A 23,127-nucleotide genomic window follows, 5' to 3' on the forward strand; every position below is an offset into this window, starting at 1 on the left:
GGCGGGTCCGGTCCGACGCCGGGCGGGGTCGCTCCGACGCCGGGCCGGGTCGCTCCGACGCCGGACAAGGCCGGTCCGACGCCGGGCGGCGGGGTCGGGGGTCAGTAGGCCCCGCGGCCCCGCAGCACCGCGCCGAAGGTCTTCCACAGGATGGTCAGGTCGGCGGCGAGCGACCAGTTCTCCACGTAGTAGAGATCCAGCCGGATGCCGTCCTCCCAGCTCAGGTCGGACCGGCCACTGACCTGCCAGAGGCCGGTCATGCCGGGCTTGACCAGCAGCCGGCGGGCCACGTCGCCGTCGTAGCGGGCCACCTCGGAGGGCAGCGGCGGGCGGGGGCCGACCAGGCTCATCTGGCCGAGCAGCACGTTGACCAGTTGGGGCAGCTCGTCGAGCGACCACTTGCGCAGCAGCCGCCCGATCCGGGTGACCCGCGGGTCGTCGCGCATCTTGAACATCAGCCCATTGGTCTCGTTGCGGGCGACCAGCTCGGCGAGGAGGGCGTCGGCGTTGACCACCATGGTGCGGAACTTCAGCACCCCGAACTCCCGGCCGCCCTGCCCCACCCGGGTCTGCCGGAACAGCACCGGCCCCCGGCTGTCCAGCTTGACGGCCAGCGCGATCACCGCCACCAGCGGCAGCAGCAGCGCCAGCGCCAGCGCGGCGGCGGAGCGGTCGACGAACTCCTTGACCACCTTGCGGGCACCCCGGAACTCGGGCGCCTCGACGTGGATCAGCGGCAGACCGGCCACCGGCCGGGTGTGGATCCGGGGACCGGCGACGTCGGTGAGGGCGGGCGCGACGACCAGGTCGATTCCGGTGCCCTCCAACTGCCAGCCCAGCCGGCGCAGCCGGGTCGCGGTCAGCTCACCGGACGCGGTGACCGCCACGGTGTCCGCGCCGATCGCGCAGGCCGCCTCCGGGATGCCCCGCAGGGAGCCCACCACCGGTACGTCGCTGAGCCGCTGCGGCACCGGGGCGAGCAGGGCGTCGGGGATGCACGCGCCGACCACGGCGTAGCCGGCGTAGGGCTCCCGCCGCAGGGTGTGCACCAGCTCCAGCACGTGCGCGGTGTCCCCCACCACCAGGACCCGGCGGGACCAACCGTCACCCCGGCAGCGGGCCCGGTGCAGTGCCTTGCGGGCGGCGAACCGGGTGGCCACCAGGCCCACCGTGCCGACGGCGAAGGAGATGCCGAGGAAGCCCCGGGAGACCCCGACGTCGAAGATGTAGCCGGCGATGGCCACCCCACCGGCGAGGCGCATGCTGGCCCCGCTGACCCGGCGGTACTCGTCCGCGCCGTAGCCGAGCACCCGGTCGTCGTAGCAGCGCAGCGCCTTCAGCGAGATCAGCCAGACCAGCACCAGGGCCGGCGCGACCAGCACGTACGGGATCTCGGAGCCGCGCGGCACCGCGTCGCCGAACCGGGTGGCGTAGCCGGCGAGGACGGCGAACGACAGCACGGCGGTGTCCAGCACCACCAGCGTTCGTACGTAGCCCCGTTGGCTCGCCCGGGACCGGGTACCCGTCGACCGGCCACCGGGCGCCGACGACGGGGTGCGGACAGGCGTGGACAGCGTCGCCGAGGTCACCCAACCTCCCCCACATCACACTGGTCGGCTCCGAGCCCGATGCTCACCTCTGGAGAGGGCCGCCGGCCGGAGCGCTCCCGACATCCTGCCCCACAATGATGCTCACCTATTGCTTCGGACGCATTACTGTCAGTTTTCTTTCGCCGCTGAGATGGAGAAATCCCACCGCCGCACCAATTCTCACCGAATGCGGTGGCCTATGTGCACTGTGCAAGGGCTCAGCGGGGTGCGTTCGGACGCAGCGCGATGGCCTTCAGGAAGATGTCACCGATCTTGGACGGGTCCTCGGTGACGAACGCGCCGCCACCGGTGACGTTGGTGATCGACTGGAGTTCGGTCTTGGAGACCTCGCTACCGATACCGATGATGACCACCTGCACCGGCCGCTCCGGGTCGTTGAGCTCCTTGAGCCGGCTGACCAGAGCGGACTGCGAGATGCCGTTCTTGTCCTCGTTCTTGCCGTCGGTGAAGAGCACCACCGAGTTCACCCGGCCTGGCTCCCAGCCGTCCCGGACGTTCTTGTAGGCCGCCAGCATGGTGTCGTACAGGCCGGTGTCGCCGCTGGACGGGCGGATTCCCGCGAGCCCCTGCTCCAGCTTGCCCCGGTTGCCGGAGAGCGGGTTGATCGGCTCGATCTCCCGCCAGTCCCGCGAGCCGACCAGCTCGGTGGAGAAGGTCCACAGCCCGATCGACCAGGAGTCGTCGAAGAGGTTCAGGCCCCGGCTGGCCGCCGCCACGGTCACCTGTTCCCGGCTGGCGTTGTTGGCCGACGGGACGGGGGTCTTCATCGAGCCGGAGACGTCGATGACGCAGAGCATCCGCCCGGACTGGGTGGCGATCGACCAGCCGGAGACCGCACGGTCTATCGCCACCGGGTCCAGGCCACCGGCGGCGGTCCCGCCCGACGGGGGCACCGCCGTACCGCCACCGGCCGGGCTCGGCGCACCCGGCGGGGCCTTGAAGCCGTCACCCCAGTTGCCGTCCGGGGCGCGCAACGACTGGACGGCCAGCCGGTTCTTGAAGCCCTGCGTGGTGAGCAGTTCGAAGAGCACCTTCGCGGCCGACGACTTGGCCTGGTCGATCCCGGGGAGCACCGCGTACGGGTAGTCCAACGGCATCGGCGACGGCTCCAGGTAGAGCGCGGCCAGCGGGATCGGCGGCTTGGTGTTGTTGTACGCGATGACGTCTTCCTCGGAGAGCGCGGCGGCACCGAGCGCGCTGGCGATGGACGTCGGGTCGTTGGAGCGCGGGAACCGGGCCAGCAGGTCCTGCCGCAGTGCGGAACGGCCGGTGGCCAGCGCCCGCAGGGCGGCCGTGGTGGCCTGCTGGGCGTCGCCGCCGCCACCACTGGCGGCGGCGGTCAGGGAGAGCAGACCGGAGAGCCCGGCGGCGTCCTGGGTCGGCTCGACGATGCCGGCCCGCAGCGGCTTGTCGCTGCGGACGGCCCGCAGCATGTCGTTCCAGGTGAGCTTCTTGTCGGGCCAGCCGAACTTGGTGGTAGCCACCGGCTGCGGCACGGCCACCACGACCGGGCTGCGGGCGATCGAGGCCCCGTTGCCCGGGGCGAACGCGGTGGCGCCGCCGCTCTTGAGGCGCAGCAGCCAGGTCGACGAGTCGGGGATCCAGACGTCGGGGGTGACCGCGGTGCCGCTCGCCTGCCCCACCCCGGCGAGGCTGGCCCCGTGCTTGCTGGCCACCGCGGCGGCCACCTCGACCGGCTCGGAGGCGGTGACGTTCACCTTGATGCAGGTGCCACCGACCGCCGCCCCGTCGGCCACCCACTGGGCCGCCGCCCCCTCGACGGCCGGGGCGACCTCGGGCGCGGCGGCCACGCCGAGCTGGATCTCACCGGAACAGGACGGTCCGGCCAACTGCTGGTAACCGACCCAGGAGCCGCCGACCACGACGACGAGCGCGGTCGCCGCCGCGGCGGCGCCTGCTCCACGGATACTTGTTCGCATGCGATGGCGGCCAGACACGCTGACCATCTTGCGTATCTCGTTCGCTTTCTGCCATGACCGTTCGGACGAAAGTTACGCAGGAGAAACAGTTGATCACTAATTTGGCACTCTGCGTAATCGACCCATCTCGTGACGTGGCCCGGTCCAAACCGGACGGCCGCACGTCAGACGGCCGTACGTCAGGGCAGCACGCAGGTCGGGCTGGGAACGGACACCGGCTCGCCCACCGGTGACGGCACGCCCGAGTCGGGGTCGACCCAAAACACCCGGATCATGTCAGCCCGCTCGTCGGCAACATAGAGGTGCCCGCCGGTCAGCGCGAAGTGCCGGGGCCACTCCCCGCCGGTCTCCACCTCGTCGACCAGTCGGGGCAGCTCCCCGTCGAGGGCGAAGACCGCCACCGTGCCCACCCCGCGGTTGCCCAGGTAGAGGAACCGGCCGTCCGGCCCGACCAGGATCTCCGACGGCTGGACGTGACCGGTCCGCGCGCTGGCGTCCACCCGCCCCCGCTGGTGCAGCGTCGCCTCGTCGGTCAGCTGGTAGGCGGTCACCGTCGCGTCCAGCTCACCGGCGAGCCAGCAGCGCCGCCCGTCCGGGTGCCGGGCCAGATGACGGGGGCCGGTGCCGGGGACCGTCCGCACCCGGGGGTCACGCGGGACGAGCCGGCCGGTGACGGCGTCCAGGTCGTACCGGTAGATCGAATCGGTGCCCAGGTCGACGGCGAGCAGCGGGCCGCCGCCGGGGTCGGGCGACACCATGTGGCAGTGCGCCTGCTCCTGACGCTCCGGATCCGGGCCGTGCCCCTGGTGGACCAGCAGGTCGGTGCGCTCCCCGGGCACCCCCCGGGCGTCCAGCGGCAGGACGGCGACGCTGCCCCCGCCGTAGTTGGCGACGAAGAGGTGCCCGCCGTCGGGGGCGACCGCCAGGTGGGCCGGCTCGGCGCCCCCGGTGGACCAAACCCCCAGCGGGGTCAGGCCGCCGTCGGGGTCGACGTCGAAGGCGCTGACCTGCCCCTCGGGCAGCTCGTTGACCGCGTACAGCACCGGCCGGGCGGGATGCCGCACGAGGAAGGACGGCGCCGGGGTCACCGCGACCGTGCCGAGCGGGGTCAGCCTTCCCGACTCCGGATCCCGCCGAGCGGCGACGATACCCTCCCCGCGGCCACCCGTGTCCGCCGTGTAACCGCCGATGTGGACGATCGTGCCCGTCACCGAACCACCCTCCGTCGATCCGCGCCGTCGACCCCCAGGCTTCCCGGAATCGCCGGCCGTCACCCCTGATTCCCGGATTTCCCCGCCGCACCGGCGGCCGGGCCGCCCGGCCCCACCGCACCACGCAGCGCCGGGCCGGGGCCGACCGGGGCCGACCGGGGCCGGCCGACCGGGGCCGGGAGGCCGGGCGGGTCAGCCTACCGGCACCGGTTCGCCGCGCTGCCGGGCCACGTGCTCCACCAGCGAGATCAACACCAGTTTGCCGGACTGCCGGTCCCGCGCGTCGCAGAGCACCACCGGCACGTCCGGTTCGATGTCCAGCGCCTGCCGGACCGCTTCGGCGCCGAACCGGCGGGTGTCCTCGAAGCAGTTGACCCCTACCACGAACGGGATGCCACGCTGCTCGAAGTAGTCGATCGACGGGAAGCAGTCGGCCAGCCGGCGAGTGTCGGCCAGCACCACCGCGCCGAGCGCGCCGAAGGCCAACTCGTCCCAGAGGAACCAGAACCGGTCCTGCCCCGGGGTGCCGAACAGGTAGACCTGGAGATCGTCGGTGATGGTGATCCGACCGAAGTCCATCGCCACCGTGGTGGTCGACTTCCCCTCCACCCCGGAGAGGTCGTCGGTGCCGATGCCGGCGTCGGTCAGCACCTCCTCGGTCTGCAACGGCCGTACCTCGCTGAGCGCACTCACCAGCGTCGTCTTGCCGGCGCCGAAGCCACCGGCAATGAGGATCTTGAGAGCCAGCGGGAGCCGGCCCGCTGAGGAGTCGCGATCAGAGCGCACGTAGTCCACTGACCACCGCCTTGAGAATGTCGTCGTCGGGAAGGCCGGCGGCGGCCGGCGGTTGGTGCACGGTGACCAGCCCGCGGGCGATCAGGTCACCGAGGAGGACCTGGACCACCCCGAGGGCGAGGTCCAGGTCGGCGGCGAGATCCACGACCGCCACCGGCTGCCGGGCGCACTCCACCAGCCGGCGGTGCTCCGGTTGCAGACCCGACTGGCCGTACGGGTCGACACCGGCCGCGGCCAGGACGAAGGCCACCAGGTCGAAGCCACCGACGGCGGGCCGCACCCGACCGCCGGTGAGGGTGTACGGGCGGACGACCGGGCCGGCCGCGGCGTCCAGCCACTCGTGCTGGGAACCCGGCTGCTCAGCCCGCATCGGCGATCCCCGCCGCCGCTCTGGTCGGTGCGGTCAGGTTCTCGCCGACCCGGACGACCAGCATCGCCATCTCGTACGCCACCAGGCCGATGTCGGCGTCCGCCGCGCAGGCCACCGCCAGGCAGGCGCCCTGCCCGGCGGCGGTCACGAAGAGGTACGCCTCCTCCATCTCCACCACCGTCTGCCGGACGCCCCCGGCGGCGAGCTGCCGGCTGGCCCCCTTGGCCAGGCTGGAGAAGCCCGACGCCAGCGCACAGAGGTGCTCGGCGTCCGAGCGTTCCAGCCCGGCGGACGCGCCGAGCAGCAGGCCGTCGGCGGAGAGGACCACCGCCTGCCGGGCCGCCGGCACCCGGTCCACCAGTTCGTCGAGCAACCAGCCGAGGTCGGCGTTCTGCCGTGTCGTGTGCACCACTAGGCGTCCCTCTCAGTCGCGGTCGAATCGGGCGTCGCCGCCGGGCCGGAAGGCGGCGGGGGTGCTCCGGTGTCGCCGGAAGGCGGCAGGGGTGGCCCGGCGTCGCCGGCCCGCCCCGGGTCGCCGTCGGCCGGGCCGGGCCGGGCCGTCGACACCGGGTGGACGCCGCTGCTGTCCAGGCGTCCCCGGGCGGTGCCGGCCTGGAGGGCCGACATCTGCCGCCGCACCTCCTCGGGCGACCGGGCGCTGGGCGTGTCGTGCCCGGCCGGGGTACGCGGCCGGGCCGCCGGCCCGCGCCGCCGGACCCGCCGGGGCAGGCTGTCACCGTCGACCGCGGCCTCCACCGACGAGGTACGGGCCGGGGCGAACGGCAGCGCGGTCTGCTCCGCCCGGTCCGGGGCGGTGCGGGGCGGCCGGGGCAGGGTGGTCAGCCGGGACACCGACGTCGCCGGCCGGTCCCGGGCCGGCGGGGAGATCTCCGGTTCCTCGGTGATCAGGTCGGCCGGGAGGCGCACCAGCGCGGTGAGCCCGACCGGCATCCCGGCGCGCAGGGTGACCCCGACGTCGTGCCGGGCGGCCAGCCGGGACACCACGAACAGGCCGAGCCGGGCGCTGTCGGCCGGGTCGAACTCCGGCGGCGTGGCCAGTCGGCGGTTGGCGTCCTCGACGGCCTGCGGGGACATCCCGAGCCCGTGGTCGACGATCTCGACCAGGTAGCCGTCGGCCGTCGCCGTCCCGGTCACCTCGACCCGGCGCTCCGGCGGCGAGAACGCGGTGGCGTTCTCGATCAGCTCGGCGAGCAGGTGGATGACGTCGGCGACGGCCCGGCCGAGCAGCCCGGCCGGCTCGACCCGACCGATGTCCACCCGCTCGTACGCCTCGACCTCGGAGGTCGCGCCCCGCAGCACGTCCAGCAGGGCGACCGGCTGTCGCCAGCCCCGCCCCGGCGCGGCCCCGGCCAGGATGACCAGGTCCTCGGCGTGCCGGCGCAGCCGGGTGGCCAGGTGGTCGACCCGGAACAGCTCGGCCAGCTCGTCCGGATCCTCGGCGCGGCGCTCCATCCGGTCGAGCACGGCGAGCTGCCGGTGCACCAGCCCCTGGCTGCGCCGGGCGAGGTTGAGGAAGACCTCGTTCAACCCCCGGCGCAGCGTCACCTCGTCGATCGCCGACCGGACCGCCACCCGGCTGACGTCGGTGAACGCCCGGCTGACGTCGCCGATCTCGTCCGCGCCGTGGGACAGCGGCGGGGCCTCCCGGGCCACGTCGACCTGCTCGCCCCGGCGCAACCGGGCCACCACGTCGGGCAGCCGGTGCTCGGCCAGCTCCAGCGCGGCCCCGCGTACCGCGGTCAACCGGCGGGCCAGCGTCCGGCCGACCCGGAAGGCGACCAGCAGCGAGACCACGATCGCGGCCAGCCCCAGCACCCCGGCGACACCGAGCCGGGCCAGGATCGTCACGGCGACCGGCACGGAGCGCTCGGCCAGCCGGTCGGCCTGGCTCAGCTCGAAGTCGCGCAGCTCCTGCTGGACCGCCTCCTGACTGGTCTGCCACTCCCGCGCGTCGACCGGCGGGGCGGCGGACGGGCCGGCGCTCAGCACCCGCTCCTGCATGGTGCGCAGCCGGACGAACGCCTCCCCCGCCACCAGCCGCTGGTAGGCGGCCCGACCGGTGGGCGGCAGGTCGGCCACGGCCGTCTCGGCGAGGAACCTCTCGTTGGCGATGGTCCGGACCAGCCGCAGGTGCTCCCCCTCGGTGAACCGGCCGGTGACCAGGGCGCCGGCCAGCACCGCGTCGGTCTGGCCGAGCAGCTCGCGGGAACGGCCGATCGCGGTCAGGGCGAGCGCCTGCCGGTTCAGCTCGGCGTCGGGCAGGGCCGCGGTGGCGGCGAACGCCTGGAACGCCGACGAGATCATGCCGCTGTACAGGCCGATCACCCCGGCCCGGTCGACCTGTCGGCGGTCGATGAAGCCCCGACCGGCCGGCAGCGCCTCCAGGGCGGCCCCGAGCGTGGTGAGCCGGGCGTCGAGCAGGTCGCCGGCCGCGTCGCGGAGCGCCTCGCTGTCCATCCGCCGACGCAGCTCGACGATCGCCTCGTCGGTCCGTCGCCGCTGCTCGGCGAGGGCGGGCAGGGTGTCGGTGCCGGCCAGTTGGATCACCGAGGCCCGGCGCTCGCGTTGCAGCTCGGCCACCACCCGTTCGCCGGGGCGGCCGAAGTCAGCCAGCAGGGTACGGGCGGCGAGCAGATCCAGCGCCGGCCCGAAGGTCAGCGTGGTGGCGAAGATCCAGAGCGCCAGCAGGGCGGCCACCGGGGTGACGACCAGGGCGGTCAGCTTGGCGCGGATCGGCCAGTCGCGGGTGTCCATGAATCCTCGCCTGGGCGGGTGTGTCGGCGGTGACGCCGGCACCGACCGGGCGGGTCCGGCATCGGCGCCGGGCACCGGCGCGGCACCGTGGGCAGAATACGTAATCCTGACGCCCAGCACTACCGTGCGTCCCCCGGCGTCACCGCTGCGTCGTTGGTGCCGCAACGCCCGGTTCCTGACACCGGAGCCGGCCGCAGCCGGGCTGATCAGGCATCGGCGGCGGCCCGTCGGCTCACGCGACGGCGGCCGTCCGCCCGTGCGGAGCGGCGGAAAAACCTGCCGGGCATTCGTCACCCGATCGCCCGCGGACGGGCGCCGTGCCCGGTTCGTCATGCTCCGGTGGGCGGGCGGCGGAGGAAATTCGCCGGATCGGGATTGGTGATCAGTGCGGGGAGGGAATACCCCGGGGCGAAGGAGGAGCCATGTCGCCCACGCAGATAGTCCTACTGGTTCTCGTCGTACTGGTGGTGGCGGCGCTGGTCGCCGTGGCCGTGATGGCCAACCGCCGACGTGCCCTGAGGTCCCGGTTCGGCCCGGAGTACGACCGGGTGGTCGCGGAGCAGGACAGCCGGGGCGCCGCCGAACGGGAGCTGCGCGAGCGGGAGCGCCGCCACGCGGAGCTGGAACTCACCCCGCTCGACCCGCAGGACCGCGCCCGCTACGCCGCCGCCTGGGAGGAGCTCCAGGTCCGTTTCGTCGACGCCCCGGCCGAGACCGTCGCCGACGCCGACGAGCTGGTCAGCCGGCTGATCGCCGATCGCGGCTACCCGACCGGCGAGTTCTCCGAGCAGGTCGCCCACCTCTCCGTGGAGCACGCCCGCACGCTGACCCACTACCGGGAGGCGCACGAGATCCGGCTGCGCAACGAGCGCGACGAGGCCGGCACCGAGGACCTCCGCCAGGCCGTCGTCCACTACCGGGCACTCTTCGCCGACCTGCTGGGTGAGGAACCGGTCGGACCCCGCCCCCAGCAGCAGCCGCACCCGGACAGCCCGCAGGACGCCACCACCCGCTGAGGAGACCACCGCCATGCGCCAGGACGAGCAGCAGCTCAACAACGACCACCCGGAGGTCGTCCGGTCCGCTCCGGTGGCGGTTCCGCCGCCGGCCGCCGGGGACGCCACCACCGGCCGGCACGGCCGGGACCGGCACGCCGGGACGCCCGAGGACGCGCTCGACGACCGGGGCACCTTCGACGGGCCGGGGACCGACGACGACCGGGACGGCACCCGCCCGTACCCGCTGGACGACGCCGACCGGGACGACGCGCACGACCGGCACCGGGCGAACGACCCGGACACCGTGGTCGACCGGGACGACGCGCACGACCGGGACCGCACCGGCGACCGGGACACCGTGGTCGACCGGGACGCCGTGAGCGAACGGGATACCCCGGCCGACCGCGACGGTGTGGCCGACCGCGACGGGGACCGGCGGCCGGAGTTCCACGAGCCGGCCCCGCTGCCCACCGCCTTCGGGGCGACCAGCGTGGGCGACGCGGTCGCCGCGTCGGCCCTGGCCGGCGGAGCGCAGGACGAGCGGGACGCCCGGGACGAGCACACCGCGCTGCCCGGCGACGGGGCTCCGGGGCGGACCGGGCCGTTCGACGACGAGCGGGCCGACCCCACCGCGGCGGACCGGATCCACGACCGGGACCGGTGGACGGCCGGCGGCGATGCCCCGGCCGCGCCCGACCGGGACACCACCGACCTGGCCGGTGACGGCAGCGCCACCCCGGTCGTGGCCGACCCGGACCCGACCCCCTCCGGGGCGACGGCGACAGCGGCGGCCGGTGGCGCGGCCGGCGCGGCGGCCGCGGCGGAGACCGACGGACCCGGCACCGGGAACGTGCCCAGTGACGCCGCCACCCTGTTCGAGACGGACGCCGCGCAGGGCTTCCGGGACCGGTGGCGCGACGTGCAGCTCCGGTTCGTCGACGACCCCCGGGCCGCCGCCGGCGAGGCGCAGTCGCTCGTCGAGGAGGCCATCCGGTCCCTCTCCGAGGCGCTCGCCGCGCAGAAGGAGAAGCTGGGTGGCTGGCAGGGTGCCGGTGAGGCCGACACCGAGCAGCTCCGGGTGGCGGTCCGCCAGTACCGCGACTTCCTGGACCGGGTGCTGGGTCGCTGACGGGCACCGGACCGACGACACCGCCACGCGACGCCCCGGCCGGAGCCACTCCCGGCCGGGGCGTCGCCGGGTCGACGCCGAATCGACCCGGACGGACGGCATGAAAGCCCGCACGGAGGGTAATAGCGCGCCCGGCGAGTGCCGACGACGCGGCGGAAGGGTGGCGGGCGATGGACGGTGCCGGGCTCAGACTCGACATGAACGCGCTGGACTACGGGATCCTGGCGCTCTACTTCGTCACCGTGCTGGGCGTCGGCTTCGCCGCCCGCCGGGCGATCCGTACCAGCGTCGACTTCTTCCTCTCCGGGCGCTCGCTGCCCGCCTGGGTGACCGGTCTGGCCTTCGTCTCGGCCAACCTGGGCGCCCTGGAGATCATCGGGATGGCCGCCAACGGCGCGCAGTACGGCATCATGACGGTCCACTACTACTGGATCGGCGCCGTACCGGCGATGATCTTCCTGGGCATCGTGATGATGCCGTTCTACTACGGCTCCCGGGTCCGCAGCGTCCCGGAGTACCTGCGGCTGCGGTTCAACCGCCCGACCCACCTGCTGAACGCGATCAGCTTCGCGGTGGCCCAGGTGCTGATCGCCGGGGTCAACCTGTACGCGCTGGCGCTGATCATGCAGGCGCTGCTCGGCTGGCCGCTCTGGCTGGCGATCGTCGTCGGCGCGGCGATCGTGCTGGCCTACATCACCGTCGGCGGGCTCTCCGGCGCGATCTACAACGAGGTGCTCCAGTTCTTCGTCATCATCGCCGGCCTGGTGCCGATCACCGTCATCGGCCTGGTCAAGGTGGGCGGCTGGTCCGGCCTGATGGCGTCGGTCCGCGACTCCAAGCTGGGTGAGGCCGGGCTGCACGCCTGGGAGGGCACCGGCAGCACCGCCAACCCGCTCGGCGCGCACTGGCTGGGCATCGTGTTCGGGCTCGGTTTCGTGCTCTCCTTCGGCTACTGGACCACCAACTTCGCCGAGGTGCAGCGGGCGTTGTCGGCCAAGAACATGAGCGCCGCCCGGCGTACGCCGATCATCGCCGCGTACCCGAAGCTGGTCATCCCGGTGGTCACCGTGATCCCCGGCCTGATCGCGCTGGTCACCGTCAAGGGGCTCGGTGCCGAGTCCGGTGACCTGGTCTACAACAACGCGATCCCGCTGCTGATGCGCGACCTGCTGCCCAACGGGGTGCTCGGGATCGCGGTCACCGGTCTGGTCGCCTCGTTCATGGCCGGCATGGCGGCCAACATCAGCGGCTTCAACACCGTCTTCACCTACGACATCTGGCAGGCGTACGTCCGCAGGGAGCGGTCCGACGAGTACTACATCCGGATCGGCCGGATCGCCACCGTCGTCGGCGTGGTGGTGGGCATCGGTACCGCGTTCATCGCCGCCGGGTTCAGCAACATCATGAACTACATCCAGGCGCTCTTCTCGCTGTTCAACGCCCCGCTCTTCGCGACGTTCATCATCGGCATGTTCTGGCGGCGGATGAGCGCGCTGGCCGGTTTCTGGTCGCTGCTGGCGGGCACGCTGGCCGCGCTGGCGACCTACCTGCTCTACAAGGCCGGCGTGGTGCACTTCAACTCCGACCTGGAGGAGAGCTTCTGGGGCGCGGGCATCGCGTTCGTCACGGTCGCCGTGGTGGCGGCGGTGGTCACCCCGCTGACCCGCCCCAAGCGGGCCGAGGAGTTGCAGGGTCTGGTCTACGGGATGGGCGGGGTCGACCTGAAGGGCGACGTGCTCGCCGGGGACCAGGTCTGGTGGCGGTCGCCGGTGCTGCTCGGCGCGATCGCGCTGGTGCTGGCCGTGCTCTTCTACATCCCGGTCTTCTGAGCCCGGTCCGTCACGAGAGGGAGGCGTAGGCCATGGACCAGCACAGCGAGCGGGCGAACGACCCGCGGGTCGCCGAGACCGAGAACGAACGGAAGCGGTCCGCCGCCGCCCGGCTGTTCGACATCCGCCGGGTGATCGGTGGCCTCTTCGTCGCGTACGGCGTGATCGTCGGGCTGGTCGGCCTCTTCGACTCGGCTGCCCAGATCGACAAGGCGCAGGGCGTCCGGATCAACCTGTGGGCCGGGCTGGCGATGCTGGTCTTCGGACTGCTCATGCTGGCCTGGCAGTGGCTGCGTCCGGTGGTGCCGCCCACTGCCGAGGAGGCCCGGGAGGTCTGATCCGCGCCCGGCATGGGGTCGCCCGGACGGGGTACCCGGGGCGCGGGAACGCGTCTGGGACAGGAGGGCGGCACCATGACCGATCGTGACCCGAACCGACCGCTGGAGGAGCGCCCGGAGGTGGCCGCCGCGGTGGACGACGACTCCACCGTGCCGCAGATGACCCGGGCCGGTGGCGTCGACCCGGCGAACCCGTCGTTCGTCGAGCCGGACGGCCGGACGGCGGCGGCCGACGCTCCGACCGCGGACCTGATCGGTGACCCGTACGCCGCCGGCACCGGGGCGACCGGCACCGGCACCGGGGCCGGTGGGGACGAGATCCGCACCGGGGCCGAACAGCCCTGGGAGCCGGAGGACCTGGTGATGGCACGCGGTCAGGACCTGACGCCGGCGAACCTGGAACGGGCCCGCCGTGACCTGGCCGAACTGGGCCGGGCCGCGGTGGAGCGGACGGTGCCCTGACCCTGCGGGTTCGGGCTCCGCTGCGGGCGCTGCCGCGCCGGGGCGCATTCGGCTCCGCTGCGGGCTTCGAGCCGGGCGAATCCGGCTCCGCTGCGGGCTTCGAGCCGGGTCCGTGCCACGGTGTGGCCCGCGCGCCATCCGTCACCCCACGGGGACGCCGGTACCACGGGTGGGCCCCCGGTCCGACCTCTCGGTCGGACCGGGGGCCCGGGTGCGCCCTACCGCGTCAGTGCCTCACTCCAGCCGCGGCGGGCAGGTCCGTCAGAGCGCCGGGTAGGCGTTCTTCATGAGCTCCTGGAACTGAGCGGAGAACCAGGCACCGGAGATCGGCGCGTTGGGCAGGGCGCCGCTCATGCTGTTGCCGTTACGGGCGTTACCGGTGTAGGTCGGGTCGCACATCCGGTCGAAGCCCTTGCCCTCGTTGTTCGGGATGAGGGAGCTGGAGCCGTCGGACTCACCCGGGGGCTTGACCCAGACGTAGGCGTCGATGCCCGGCTCGGGGTTGGCCTTCGGCCGCTCGCCGAGACCCGCACCGGCCTGGTTGCACCAGTTGCCGGCGTGGAGGCGACGGTCGACGCGACCACCGTTGACGTAGGTGTCGACGCTGGTCGACGCGCCCGGGCCGGTGGGCCGGGCGGTGCCGCCCCAGCCGTTACGGGAGGTGTCGATCAGCATGCCGATGTTGCTGTTGAAGCCGACCGAGACCAGCTTGTCGCGGAACGCCTGGGCGAACGACAGCTCGTCGACGTAGTAGTTCCAGTCGATCCACTTGGACTGGCGGACGGTCTGGCCGTTCACCGAGTCGGTGATCTTGATGTACGGCTCCTTCAGGGCGGAGTAGTTCGCCGTGTTGGTGATGAAGCCGTGCACGTAGTTGACGTTGCTGCCGGAGGCGACGGCGGCGGTCTTCAGGATGTCGGCGGTCGGGCCGAAGTTGGTGTCCCAACCCAGCCAGCCGTGGTGACCGGCGTCGATGTAGTTGTAGACGTTGCCGATCGGGCCCAGCTTGGACAGGGCGTAGCCGACACCGTTGACGTACGCGCCGTTGGCCTTCACCACGTCACACTGCACCGTGCCACCGGCGTTGCCGGAGGTGTTGGTGACCAGGTTCGGCAGCGAGTCGATCTCGACGATGTTGATGATCCGCAGGCTGGCGTACTTGGCCTGGCTCTGGATCGCGGCGATCGGGTCGATGTACTCCGACTTGTAGCGCGGCAGTTCGTCGGCGGCCAGCTCACCGTTGGAGGCGAGCGCCGAGCAGTCCCGGCCGGGCAGGTTGTAGATCACGAACTGGATGTAGCCGGCACCCTGGGCCAGGGCCGCGTCCAGGTGGTCCTTGACGCCCATCGCACCGTTGGAGCTGCTGTCGGTGGTGCCGTTGATCGCGGCGATCCGGTCCAGCCACACCGCGGTCGGGTTGTTGGAGATCCGGCTGCCACCCGCCTCGGCGTCCGCGTGGGCCTTCCACTCCGGGTTCACGTAACCCTTGACCCCGGCGTACGGGTTGTCCACCTTCTGCCCCGGCGGGGGCGTGGTGGGCGGTGGGGTGGTGGGCGGCGGCGTCGTCGGCGGAGGCGTGGTGGGCGGAGGCGTCGTCGGCGGAGGGGTGGTGGTGGGCGGAGGCGTCGTCGGCGTGACACCGCCGCAGACCACCCCGTTCAGGGTGAACGAGGTCGGCTTGGGGTTGCTGCCGCTCCACGAGCCGTTGAAGCCGAGGGTGGTGCTGCCGCCGCGACCCAGCGAGCCGTTGTAGGACTCGTTGGTGGCGGTCACGTTCTGGCCGCTCTGCGACCACCTGGCCGACCAGCCCTGGGTCACCCGCTGGCTGCTGTTGGGGAAGGTGAAGCCGAGGGTCCAGTTGCTGATCGGGTCACCCACGTTGCGGATGGTGACGCTCGCGGTGAAGCCGCCGGACCAGTCGTTGGTGGTGTAGTCGATGCTGCACTGGGTGGCGGCCTGCGCCGCGGTGACCGGGATGGTCACCAGCCCGCCCGCGACCAGCACGCTCGCCCCGGTGAGGGCGAACGCCCGGCGTCGGGCGGACATACTTCTCCACAGATTCATGCCTTTTGCACTCCTTGGGCGAGACCGGCACCGCGTGGGGACCGGCAAGTGGCGCGTGAGCGTCCTGAGGTACGGACGAGCCCGGCGCCAACGGGACATCTCGGGGGGTGCCCGACCCGGGGGGCGGGCGTGGTGGTGGCGAGCTGCACCGGCCCCGTGGGACCGGTCGGCGGCGATGTCGTCCGGTGCACCGGTTGCCCTCGACCTCTGCCGTGCGCGGTGTGGCTCCCCGAACCGCGTGTAGGGATTCTTGCATGGGAGCGCTTCCATGGCAATGGCTCGATACCTTGCGGCAACCTGCCCGCAACGCCCGGACCGGCACTCCGGCCCCCACGAGGGTATCCCCGCCCAGCTCGGCCGGCAGCGCACCAACCGCGCGCCGGGGCGGCAAATGCCAACACAGGCCACCTAGCCCCCTTATGCCCCGCACCATCGTTAAAGCCGAAAACACGAATCTTTCCCCGAATAAGTCGTGAAACCGTCTAACGTTGGTCATAGCTCGACTGTCGTCGGGCTCAGGACAACAGGGGATGGAGTGACGCAGGTCATGGCTAACAAGATGCTCGGGAAGGTCGTCGCGGGTGCCGCTCTCGGTGGCGCGTCCCTTCTGGTATTCACGCCGGGGATCGCGTTCGCGGACGGTCACCACGACGGCGAGAGCCGGGACGGCAAGGTCTTCGCCAAGCCGCACGTCGTCAAGCCCGGCGAAGAGGTCAAGCTCATCGAGATCTGCCCGGAGGCGCAGGAGCACGCCTTCGTCTGGTCCAAGGTCACCGGCAAGGTCAAGCTCAAGCCGGCCGAGGGCCGGGGTGAGGACCACGGTGACTGGAAGGACGACGAGGGCAAGGGCGAGGACCACGGCAAGGGCGAAGAAGGCAAGGGCGAGGACCACGGCAAGGGTCCTGACGGCAAGGGCCCCGACGACAACGGCCCCAAGCCGCAACCGCCGGCCGAGGGTGGACAGCCGCCGGCCGACGGCGGGCAGCCACCGGCCGGCGGCCGGGGCGGTGGCTTCATGGCCGCCGACCAGGGTCCGGACCACGGCGGCAAGGGCGACGAGGGCAAGGGCGACGAGCACGGCAAGCCCGGTGAAGAGCACGGCAAGCCCGGCGAGGAGTCCGGCGAACACGGCAAGCCGGGAGAAGAGCACGGCAAGCCGGGCGAGGAGCACGGCAAGCCGGGCGAAGAGTCCGGCGAACACGGCAAGCCGGGAGAAGAGCACGGCAAGCCCGGCGAGGAGCACGGCAAGCCCGGCGAAGAGTCCGGCGAGCACGGCAAGCCGGGCTACGGCGAGGAGTCCGACGAGGACGACTGGCTGGGCCACGACGGGTACGGCGAGGACGAGGAGTACGACCACGGCAAGGACGAGGGCGGCTGGGAGCACAAGAAGGACTTCGTCTACTACGGCGAGGCCGAGGTCTCCCGGGACGCCCGTCCGGGCCGGTACGAGCTGAACGGCTCGTGCGGCGAGGGCGAACTGGTCGTCCTGCCGAGGGGGCACGTCGACGGCGGCGACGGTGGGATGACCACCACCGGTGCCGACCGGAGCATGGTCGCCGGCGGGGCGGGCATGATCGGCGCGGCTGCCCTCGGCGGCATCGTGCTGATGCGTCGGCGTCGGGCCGATGAGCTCGGCTGACCTGACGGCGACACGGGCCGGCGGCCGTCACGGGAGACCGTGGCGAGCCGCCGGCGCGGCCGTCGTCGTCCTGCTCGCCATGGCCGGTTCCGGCCTCGTCGGCGCGTCCCTGCGTACCACGCCCCCGCCGCGTCCGCCGCAGCCGGCGGCCCAGGCCGCGCCGCAGACCGCCCCGGCGGCCACCGACCCGGACGCCGGGCCGGTCGACGACCCGGACGCCGGCACCCCGGCCGACGCCAGCGCGCCGGCGGGCCCCGACCCGCTGCCCCGGTCCGCCCCCACCACCATCACGATCCCGAAGATCGGGGTGAACGCGGAGATCATGCCGCTGGGCACCAACCCGGACGGCACGGTCCAGGTGCCCCCGCTGGAGCAGGCCCAGCGGGCCGGCTGGTACGAGCCCGGCACCAGCCCCGGCGAGACCGGCAACGCGGTGATCGTCGGGCACGTCGACTCGGCGAAGCTCGGGCCGGCGGTCTTCTTCCAACTCGGCGCGCTCCTGCCGGGCGACCTCGTCGCGGTCTCCCGGGCCGACGGCAGCACCGCCACCTTCACCGTCGACGAGGTGCGGTCCTACCCCAAGGAGCAGTTCCCCACCGAGCTGGTATACGGCCCGAACGACCGGCCCGGACTGCGGGTGGTGACCTGCGGCGGCCAGTTCGACGAGAGCGCCGCCAGCTACCGGGACAACGTGATCGTCTTCGCGACGCTGACGTCCTGACCCGGCACCCGTCCACCGCCGCGCGGGCACCCCACCCGGCGGCAGCACACCGACCCGCGTCCCCGGTGACGAACCGGGGGCGCGGGTCGCCGTACCGTCAGGCCGCCGCCGACGTCCGCACCAGGGTACGGATCTGCCGGAGCAGCACCGACAGCGACGCGAGGTCGGCCCGCGACTCGTCGAACTCCCCCATCGCCCGGTGCGCCCGGTGGATCGAGGTGGCGTTCGACTGCTCCCACTGGAGCACCCGCTCCTGCGGCGACAGGTCACCGGCCGTGGAGTCGAGCACCTCCCCGGTGAGCGCGGCCAACGCGGCGTACAGGTCGTACCGCAGCGCCATCCGGGCCAGCGTCTGCCAGCGGTCCTCCCGGGGCAGCAGGGAGATCTTCGACAGCAGCGAGTCCACCCGGAACCGGTCGGAGAGCACGAAGTAGACCGAGGCCACCTCGCCGACGTCCCGCCCGCTGGTGCGCGCCGTCTCCACCACGTCCAGCAACCCGAAGCTGTACATCAGCCGGGTCGCCTGCTCGGCCAGGCCGGACGGCAGACCCCGGGCGGTCATCGCGTCGATGTGCGCCCGCAGCGACTCCCGTTCGCTGCCGTGGAACCGGTCCTGGAGGTCGGGCAGCAGCCGGGCCACCCCGTCGCGGAGCCGCTCGATCTCGGCCGGCACGTCGATCGGCGAGCGCCGGTTGCTCACCAGCCAGCGCACCGCCCGGTCGAGCAGCCGCCGGGTGTCCAGATAGACGCTGGTCTGCAGCTCCGGCGAGACCCGGTTGTCCAGCGCCTCGACGGCGTCCCACAGCTCGCGCAGCCCGAAGACCTCCCGGACCACCACGTACGCCCGGATCACGTCGGCCGCCGACGCGGCCGTCTCCTCGACGACCCGGAAGACGAACGAGATGCCGCCCCGGTTGATCGCCTCGTTGACCAGGACGGTGGTGACGATGTCCCGGCGCAGCCGGTGCTGGGCCATCCGGTCGGCGAACCGCTCGCGCATCGGCGTGGGGAAGTAGTCGACCAGCACCCTGGTCGTCCACTCCTCGTCCGCGAGGCCCTCGGCCAGGATCTCCCGCTCCAGCACGATCTTCACGTACGCCAGGAGCACGGCGAACTCCGGCGCGGTCAACCCGGACTCGGTGCGTACCGCCAGCTCCTCGTCCGGGGGCAGCGCCTCCAGCGCCCGGTCGAGCTGGCCGGCCCGTTCCAGCTCGCTGATCATCCGGCGGTGCACCGGCAGCAGCGAGGCGGCCTGGGCCTGCGAGTTGTTGATCGCCCGCGCCTGGTCGTAGTTGTCCCGCAGCACCAGCTCGGCGACCTCGTCGGTCATCTGGGCCAGCAGCTCGTCGCGGGCGGGGACGTCCAGCGCGCCGTCGGCGACCGCCGTGTTGAGCAGGATCTTGATGTTCACCTCGTGGTCGGAGCAGTCCACCCCGGCCGCGTTGTCGATGAAGTCGGTGTAGATCCGGCCGCCGCCAGCCGCGTACTCGATCCGGCCGTGCTGGGTGCAGCCCAGGTTGCCGCCCTCGCCGACGACGCGGCACCGCAGGCTCCTGCCGTCCACCCGGATCGCGTCGTTGGACTTGTCGCCCACCTCGGCGTTGGTCTGGCTGGACGCCTTGACGTAGGTGCCGATGCCGCCGTTCCAGAACAGGTCCACCGGCGCGGTGAGGATCGCCTTCATCAGCTCCGCCGGGCTGAGCTGCGTGACGTCGTCGTCGAGGCCGAGCACCGCGCGCACCTGCGGCGAGAGCGGCACCGACTTGGCGGTACGCGGGTGGATCCCGCCGCCCTCGCTGATCAGCGCGCGGTCGTAGTCCTCCCAGGACGAGCGGGGCAGGTCGAACAGGCGCTTGCGCTCCCGGAACGACGTCGCGGCATCCGGATCCGGGTCGAGGAAGATGTGCCGGTGGTCGAACGCGGCCACCAGCCGGATGTGCTCGGAGAGCAGCATCCCGTTGCCGAACACGTCGCCGGACATGTCGCCGACCCCCACCACGGTGAAGTCCTGGGTCTGGGTGTCGTGGCCCAGCTCGCGGAAGTGCCGCTTGACCGACTCCCAGGCGCCCCGGGCGGTGATGCCCATCTTCTTGTGGTCGTAGCCGGCGGAGCCGCCGGAGGCGAACGCGTCGCCCAGCCAGAAGCCGTGCGCCGCCGAGATCTGGTTGGCGATGTCGGAGAACGTGGCGGTGCCCTTGTCCGCCGCGACCACCAGGTAGGGGTCGTCCGGGTCGTGCCGCACCACGTCCGCCGGGGGGACGATCTCCCCGGCGACGATGTTGTCGGTGACGTCGAGCATCGCGCCGACGAACTCCTGGTAGCAGGCGACCGCCTCGTCCCGGTCGCCCGGCTTCTGCTTGAGCACGAAGCCGCCCTTGGCGCCCACCGGCACGATCACCGCGTTCTTCACCATCTGCGCCTTGACCAGGCCGAGCACCTCGGTACGGAAGTCCTCCCGCCGGTCGGACCAGCGCAGCCCGCCCCGGGCCACCGGCCCGTACCGCAGGTGCACGCCCTCGAACCGGGGCGAGTACACGAAGATCTCGAACTTGGGCCGGGGCGCCGGCAGGTCCGGAATGGACTGCGGGTCCAGCTTGAACGCCACGTACGGCTTGGGCCGCCCGTCGGCGCGCTTCTGGTAGAAGCTGGTCCGCAGGGTGGCCTGGATCAGCGTCAGGTAGGCGCGCAGGATGCGGTCCTGGTCGAGGCTGGCCACGTCGTCCAGGGCGACGCCGACCGCGTCGACCAGTTCGCCGCTGCGCTCCCGGCGCTGCCCGGCGTCGCGCCCGTCCGGGGCGAACCGCACCTCGAACAGCTCCACCAGCAGCGCCGCGATCCGCGGGTACGCGATGAAGGTCTGCTCCATGTACTCCTGCGAGAACACCGCCCCGGTCTGCCGCAGGTACTTCGCGTAGGCCCGCAGCACCACCACCTGCCGCCAGGTGAGGCCGCCGCGCAGCACCAGCTCGTTGAAGCCGTCCACCTCGGCCTCACCCCGCCAGGCGGCGGCGAAGGCGTTCTCCACGTGCGGGCGCACCTCGGCCAGCTCCTGGTGCCCCTCGGGCAGCCGCAGCCCGAAGTCGTACAGGAAGACCCGGCCGTCGATCCGGTCCACCTCGTACGGGTGCTCGTCGACCACCCGGACGCCCAACGAGTGCAGCACCGGCAGCACGGCGGAGAGCATCATCGGCTCGCCGTAGCGGTAGACCTTGAACCGCACGTCCATCGCCTCGTCGGCGCCGGTGTCGCGCTGCCCCGGCCGGGGCGCCCACTGCTTGCGGAACAGGTGCATCTCCAGCTGGCCGGGCTCCTCCAGCAGCTCCAGCTTGGCCAGGTCCTTCATCGCCTCGTACGGCGTGTGCCCGTCCTTGTAGCCCTCCGGGAACGCGTCGGCGTACCGGGTGAACAGGTGCTTCGACTGCTCGTCGCCGAGCTTGCGCTCCAGCACCAGGCGGTAGTCGTCGTCCCAGAGCCGGGTGGCGTCGGCCAACTCCTCGGCGAGCAGGTCGGCGTCGATCTCCCCGGGCGGCCGGTTCGGGTCGGTCCGCACGATGAAGTGCACCCGGGCCAGCATCGACTCGGTCACCCGGGTGGTGTAGTCCACCCCGACGCCGTTCAGCTCGCGCAGCAGGATGTCCTGCATCCGTAGCCGGTTCTGGGTGGTGAACCGGTCCCGGGGCAGGTAGATCAGGCAGGAGATGAACCGCCCGTACGCGTCGCGGCGCAGGAACACCCGCAGCTGCCGGCGGCCGGCCATCCGCAGCACGCCGACCACCGCGTGGTACAGGTCGTCGGTCTTGATCTGGAACAGCTCGTCGCGCGGGTAGGTCTCCAGGATCTGGAGCAGGTCCTTGCCGGAGTGACTGCGCTGGCTCAGCCCCGAGCGGTCCAGCACCTCGGCCACCTTGCGGCGGACCACCGGCAGTTCCCGCACACTGGTCCGGTACGCCGCGGTGGAGAACAGGCCCAGGAACCGCCGCTCGCCGACCACCTCGCCGGCCTCGTCGAAGATCTTGAACCCGATGTAGTCCAGGTAGGCCGAACGGTGCACCGTGGCCCGGGAGTTCGCCTTGGTGATGATCAGCAGCCGCTTCTCCATCACCTTCTCGTGCGCCTCCGGCGTCATCGACGACAGCGCCCGCGCCTCCGGCGAGTCCGACCGCAGGATGCCCAGGCCGGTGCCGAGCACCGCCTCCAGCGCCGGGCCGCCCTGACCACCGGAGTCGACCAGCCGGTACTCCCGGTAGCCGAGGAAGGTGAAGTGGTCGTGGGCCAGCCAGCGCAGCAGCTCCACCGAGTCGGTGATGTCCTTCTCCGGCACCGGCGGGCGGTCGTCCGCCGTCCGAGCCGCGGCCAGCTCGTCGGCCAGGGCCAACGCCCGTTGACGCATCTTGGGCCAGTCCTCGACGGCCTCCCGCACGTCGGTGAGCACCCGCTGCAACTCGCGGCGCAACTGGTCGCGCTGGTCCGCGTCGCGGACCGGGTCGATCTCGATCCGCATCCAGCTCTCGACCAGGTCACCGGCGATCGCGTCGTCCGGCTCCACGTCGGCGGAGACCTCGGTCAGCCGGCCCAGCGGCTCCCGCCGGACCACCACCAGCGGGTGCACCAGCAGGTGTACGTCGAGGTGGTGCGCGTTGAGCAGGGCGGTCACCGAGTCGACCAGGAACGGCATGTCGTCGGTGACGATCTCGACGACGGTGTGGTGCTGGTCGGCGTCGGGCGAGTGGATGCGCAGCTTCAGCTCGCCCGGCACCCGCTGCTGGGCCAGGTCCCGGTGCGCGCGGGCCGCGTCGAGCATCTCCTCGGCGGTGAACCCGATCAGCTCCTCGTCCGGCGCGAACCGCCAGAACCGCCCCACCAGGGTCGCCGCGTCGTGGTCGTCACCGGCCAGCGCCACCGCCTGGGCGACCAGGCGCTCCGCGTTGGGCACCGGCTCGTCGAGTGCGGCGTCCTCCACGTCGTCGCCGAGCACTTCCACCGGAAGGCCCAGGTCGTAGAGGGTGTCGACGCTCGAACCGGTCATCCCGGTCACGCCTGTGTCGAGTCGACCGTAGCCGTCCCCGCCGGGTGGACTGTCCCCGTCGGTCGCCGAATCGAAGCTGTCGTCCCGGCCCGTGTCGCCCTGCCGGAGGTCGGGTACCGGTTTGATCGCCGGACGCCGGTCCATCGGTGCCACTCCCCTCGACGACCCACCGCGTTGTGGGTCACTCTGCCGCCCCACCATAGGCCCTGCCGTTGCGTGT

Annotated in this window: 15 protein-coding genes and 1 pseudogene; 7 read left to right on the forward strand and 9 right to left on the reverse strand. The window is 72.5% G+C overall.

What is annotated here, in order from left to right:
* Positions 1 to 101: 101 nt before the first annotated feature.
* The 7 genes from O7625_RS01260 to O7625_RS01290 all read right to left on the reverse strand — a co-directional run bounded on the left by O7625_RS01260 (position 102) and on the right by O7625_RS01290 (position 8,701).
* Positions 102 to 1,589: a sugar transferase gene (locus O7625_RS01260; protein WP_282343681.1), complete on the reverse strand. Its 1,488-nt coding sequence runs from the start codon at positions 1,587 to 1,589 to the stop codon at positions 102 to 104.
* Between the two features lie 218 nt (positions 1,590 to 1,807).
* Entirely contained in the window at positions 1,808 to 3,550 is a 1,743-nt protein-coding gene (locus tag O7625_RS01265; RefSeq protein ID WP_067302981.1) for a substrate-binding domain-containing protein, read from the reverse strand.
* Positions 3,551 to 3,729: 179 nt separating this feature from the next.
* Positions 3,730 to 4,761, reverse strand: coding sequence for a lactonase family protein (locus O7625_RS01270; RefSeq protein WP_282343683.1), 1,032 nt, complete (start codon positions 4,759 to 4,761; stop codon positions 3,730 to 3,732).
* A gap of 192 nt (positions 4,762 to 4,953) precedes the next feature.
* Positions 4,954 to 5,556, reverse strand: coding sequence for an ATP/GTP-binding protein (locus O7625_RS01275; RefSeq protein WP_067302980.1), 603 nt, complete (start codon positions 5,554 to 5,556; stop codon positions 4,954 to 4,956).
* The gene (locus O7625_RS01280) at positions 5,537 to 5,926 is read right to left on the reverse strand and encodes a DUF742 domain-containing protein (RefSeq protein ID WP_282267611.1); all 390 of its coding nucleotides are present in this window, start codon (positions 5,924 to 5,926) and stop codon (positions 5,537 to 5,539) included. Before O7625_RS01280 ends, O7625_RS01275 begins: the two co-directional genes overlap by 20 nt.
* Positions 5,916 to 6,338, reverse strand: a complete 423-nt coding sequence (locus O7625_RS01285) for a roadblock/LC7 domain-containing protein (protein ID WP_067302975.1) — start codon at positions 6,336 to 6,338, stop codon at positions 5,916 to 5,918. Before O7625_RS01285 ends, O7625_RS01280 begins: the two co-directional genes overlap by 11 nt.
* Positions 6,338 to 8,701, reverse strand: a complete 2,364-nt coding sequence (locus O7625_RS01290; RefSeq protein WP_282343685.1) for a nitrate- and nitrite sensing domain-containing protein — start codon at positions 8,699 to 8,701, stop codon at positions 6,338 to 6,340. The genes O7625_RS01285 and O7625_RS01290 overlap by 1 nt, the downstream gene beginning before the upstream one ends.
* A gap of 422 nt (positions 8,702 to 9,123) precedes the next feature.
* Between O7625_RS01290 and O7625_RS01295 the strand changes: the two genes are divergently transcribed.
* From O7625_RS01295 to O7625_RS01315, 5 genes and pseudogenes are all read left to right on the forward strand, one after another.
* On the forward strand, positions 9,124 to 9,717 hold the full coding sequence (locus tag O7625_RS01295) for a hypothetical protein (protein WP_282343687.1): 594 nt from the start codon (positions 9,124 to 9,126) through the stop codon (positions 9,715 to 9,717).
* 397 nt (positions 9,718 to 10,114) lie between these two features.
* Positions 10,115 to 10,333, forward strand: a pseudogene (locus O7625_RS30225) (hypothetical protein); the annotation flags it as partial.
* A 665-nt stretch (positions 10,334 to 10,998) separates the two neighbouring features.
* Positions 10,999 to 12,657: a sodium:solute symporter family protein gene (locus tag O7625_RS01305; RefSeq protein WP_282343689.1), complete on the forward strand. Its 1,659-nt coding sequence runs from the start codon at positions 10,999 to 11,001 to the stop codon at positions 12,655 to 12,657.
* Between the two features lie 32 nt (positions 12,658 to 12,689).
* Positions 12,690 to 12,995, forward strand: a complete 306-nt coding sequence (locus O7625_RS01310) for a hypothetical protein (RefSeq protein WP_282343690.1) — start codon at positions 12,690 to 12,692, stop codon at positions 12,993 to 12,995.
* Positions 12,996 to 13,070: 75 nt separating this feature from the next.
* The gene (locus O7625_RS01315; RefSeq protein WP_282343691.1) at positions 13,071 to 13,457 is read left to right on the forward strand and encodes a hypothetical protein; all 387 of its coding nucleotides are present in this window, start codon (positions 13,071 to 13,073) and stop codon (positions 13,455 to 13,457) included.
* A 261-nt stretch (positions 13,458 to 13,718) separates the two neighbouring features.
* Here the strand turns inward: O7625_RS01315 and O7625_RS01320 are convergent, their stop codons facing one another.
* A complete protein-coding gene (locus O7625_RS01320) occupies positions 13,719 to 15,521 on the reverse strand; it encodes a glycoside hydrolase family 6 protein (RefSeq protein ID WP_282343693.1) in 1,803 nt (600 codons plus the stop codon).
* Positions 15,522 to 16,068: 547 nt separating this feature from the next.
* On the opposite strand from O7625_RS01320, the gene O7625_RS01325 reads away from it, so the two are divergent.
* Together O7625_RS01325 and O7625_RS01330 are read left to right on the forward strand one after the other, a co-directional pair.
* Positions 16,069 to 17,160 (forward strand): hypothetical protein, encoded by a 1,092-nt coding sequence (locus O7625_RS01325; protein WP_282343695.1) that lies wholly within the window; start codon positions 16,069 to 16,071, stop codon positions 17,158 to 17,160.
* Between the two features lies 1 nt (position 17,161).
* Positions 17,162 to 17,881 carry a class F sortase gene (locus tag O7625_RS01330; RefSeq protein WP_282346769.1) on the forward strand — a complete coding sequence of 240 codons (720 nt, stop codon included), beginning with the start codon at positions 17,162 to 17,164 and terminating at the stop codon, positions 17,879 to 17,881.
* A gap of 97 nt (positions 17,882 to 17,978) precedes the next feature.
* Here the strand turns inward: O7625_RS01330 and O7625_RS01335 are convergent, their stop codons facing one another.
* Positions 17,979 to 23,051, reverse strand: a complete 5,073-nt coding sequence (locus O7625_RS01335) for an NAD-glutamate dehydrogenase (protein ID WP_282343697.1) — start codon at positions 23,049 to 23,051, stop codon at positions 17,979 to 17,981.
* Between the last annotated feature and the right edge of the window lie 76 nt (positions 23,052 to 23,127).

Source organism: Micromonospora sp. WMMD714 (assembly GCF_029581315.1).
In the GTDB taxonomy this organism is placed as follows: Bacteria; Actinomycetota; Actinomycetes; order Mycobacteriales; family Micromonosporaceae; genus Micromonospora; species Micromonospora rifamycinica.

What these genes read in the sequence shown, in the direction of transcription:
- O7625_RS01265 (WP_067302981.1), bottom strand. Translation starts at nt 3,550, where the DNA reads ATGCGAACAAGTATCCGTGGAGCAGGCGCCGCCGCGGCGGCGACCGCG.
- O7625_RS01280 (WP_282267611.1), bottom strand. Translation starts at nt 5,926, where the DNA reads ATGCGGGCTGAGCAGCCGGGTTCCCAGCACGAGTGGCTGGACGCCGCG.
- O7625_RS01290 (WP_282343685.1), bottom strand. Translation starts at nt 8,701, where the DNA reads ATGGACACCCGCGACTGGCCGATCCGCGCCAAGCTGACCGCCCTGGTC.
- O7625_RS01295 (WP_282343687.1), top strand. Translation starts at nt 9,124, where the DNA reads ATGTCGCCCACGCAGATAGTCCTACTGGTTCTCGTCGTACTGGTGGTG.
- O7625_RS01305 (WP_282343689.1), top strand. Translation starts at nt 10,999, where the DNA reads ATGGACGGTGCCGGGCTCAGACTCGACATGAACGCGCTGGACTACGGG.
- O7625_RS01310 (WP_282343690.1), top strand. Translation starts at nt 12,690, where the DNA reads ATGGACCAGCACAGCGAGCGGGCGAACGACCCGCGGGTCGCCGAGACC.
- O7625_RS01315 (WP_282343691.1), top strand. Translation starts at nt 13,071, where the DNA reads ATGACCGATCGTGACCCGAACCGACCGCTGGAGGAGCGCCCGGAGGTG.
- O7625_RS01320 (WP_282343693.1), bottom strand. Translation starts at nt 15,521, where the DNA reads ATGAATCTGTGGAGAAGTATGTCCGCCCGACGCCGGGCGTTCGCCCTC.
- O7625_RS01325 (WP_282343695.1), top strand. Translation starts at nt 16,069, where the DNA reads ATGGCTAACAAGATGCTCGGGAAGGTCGTCGCGGGTGCCGCTCTCGGT.
- O7625_RS01335 (WP_282343697.1), bottom strand. Translation starts at nt 23,051, where the DNA reads ATGGACCGGCGTCCGGCGATCAAACCGGTACCCGACCTCCGGCAGGGC.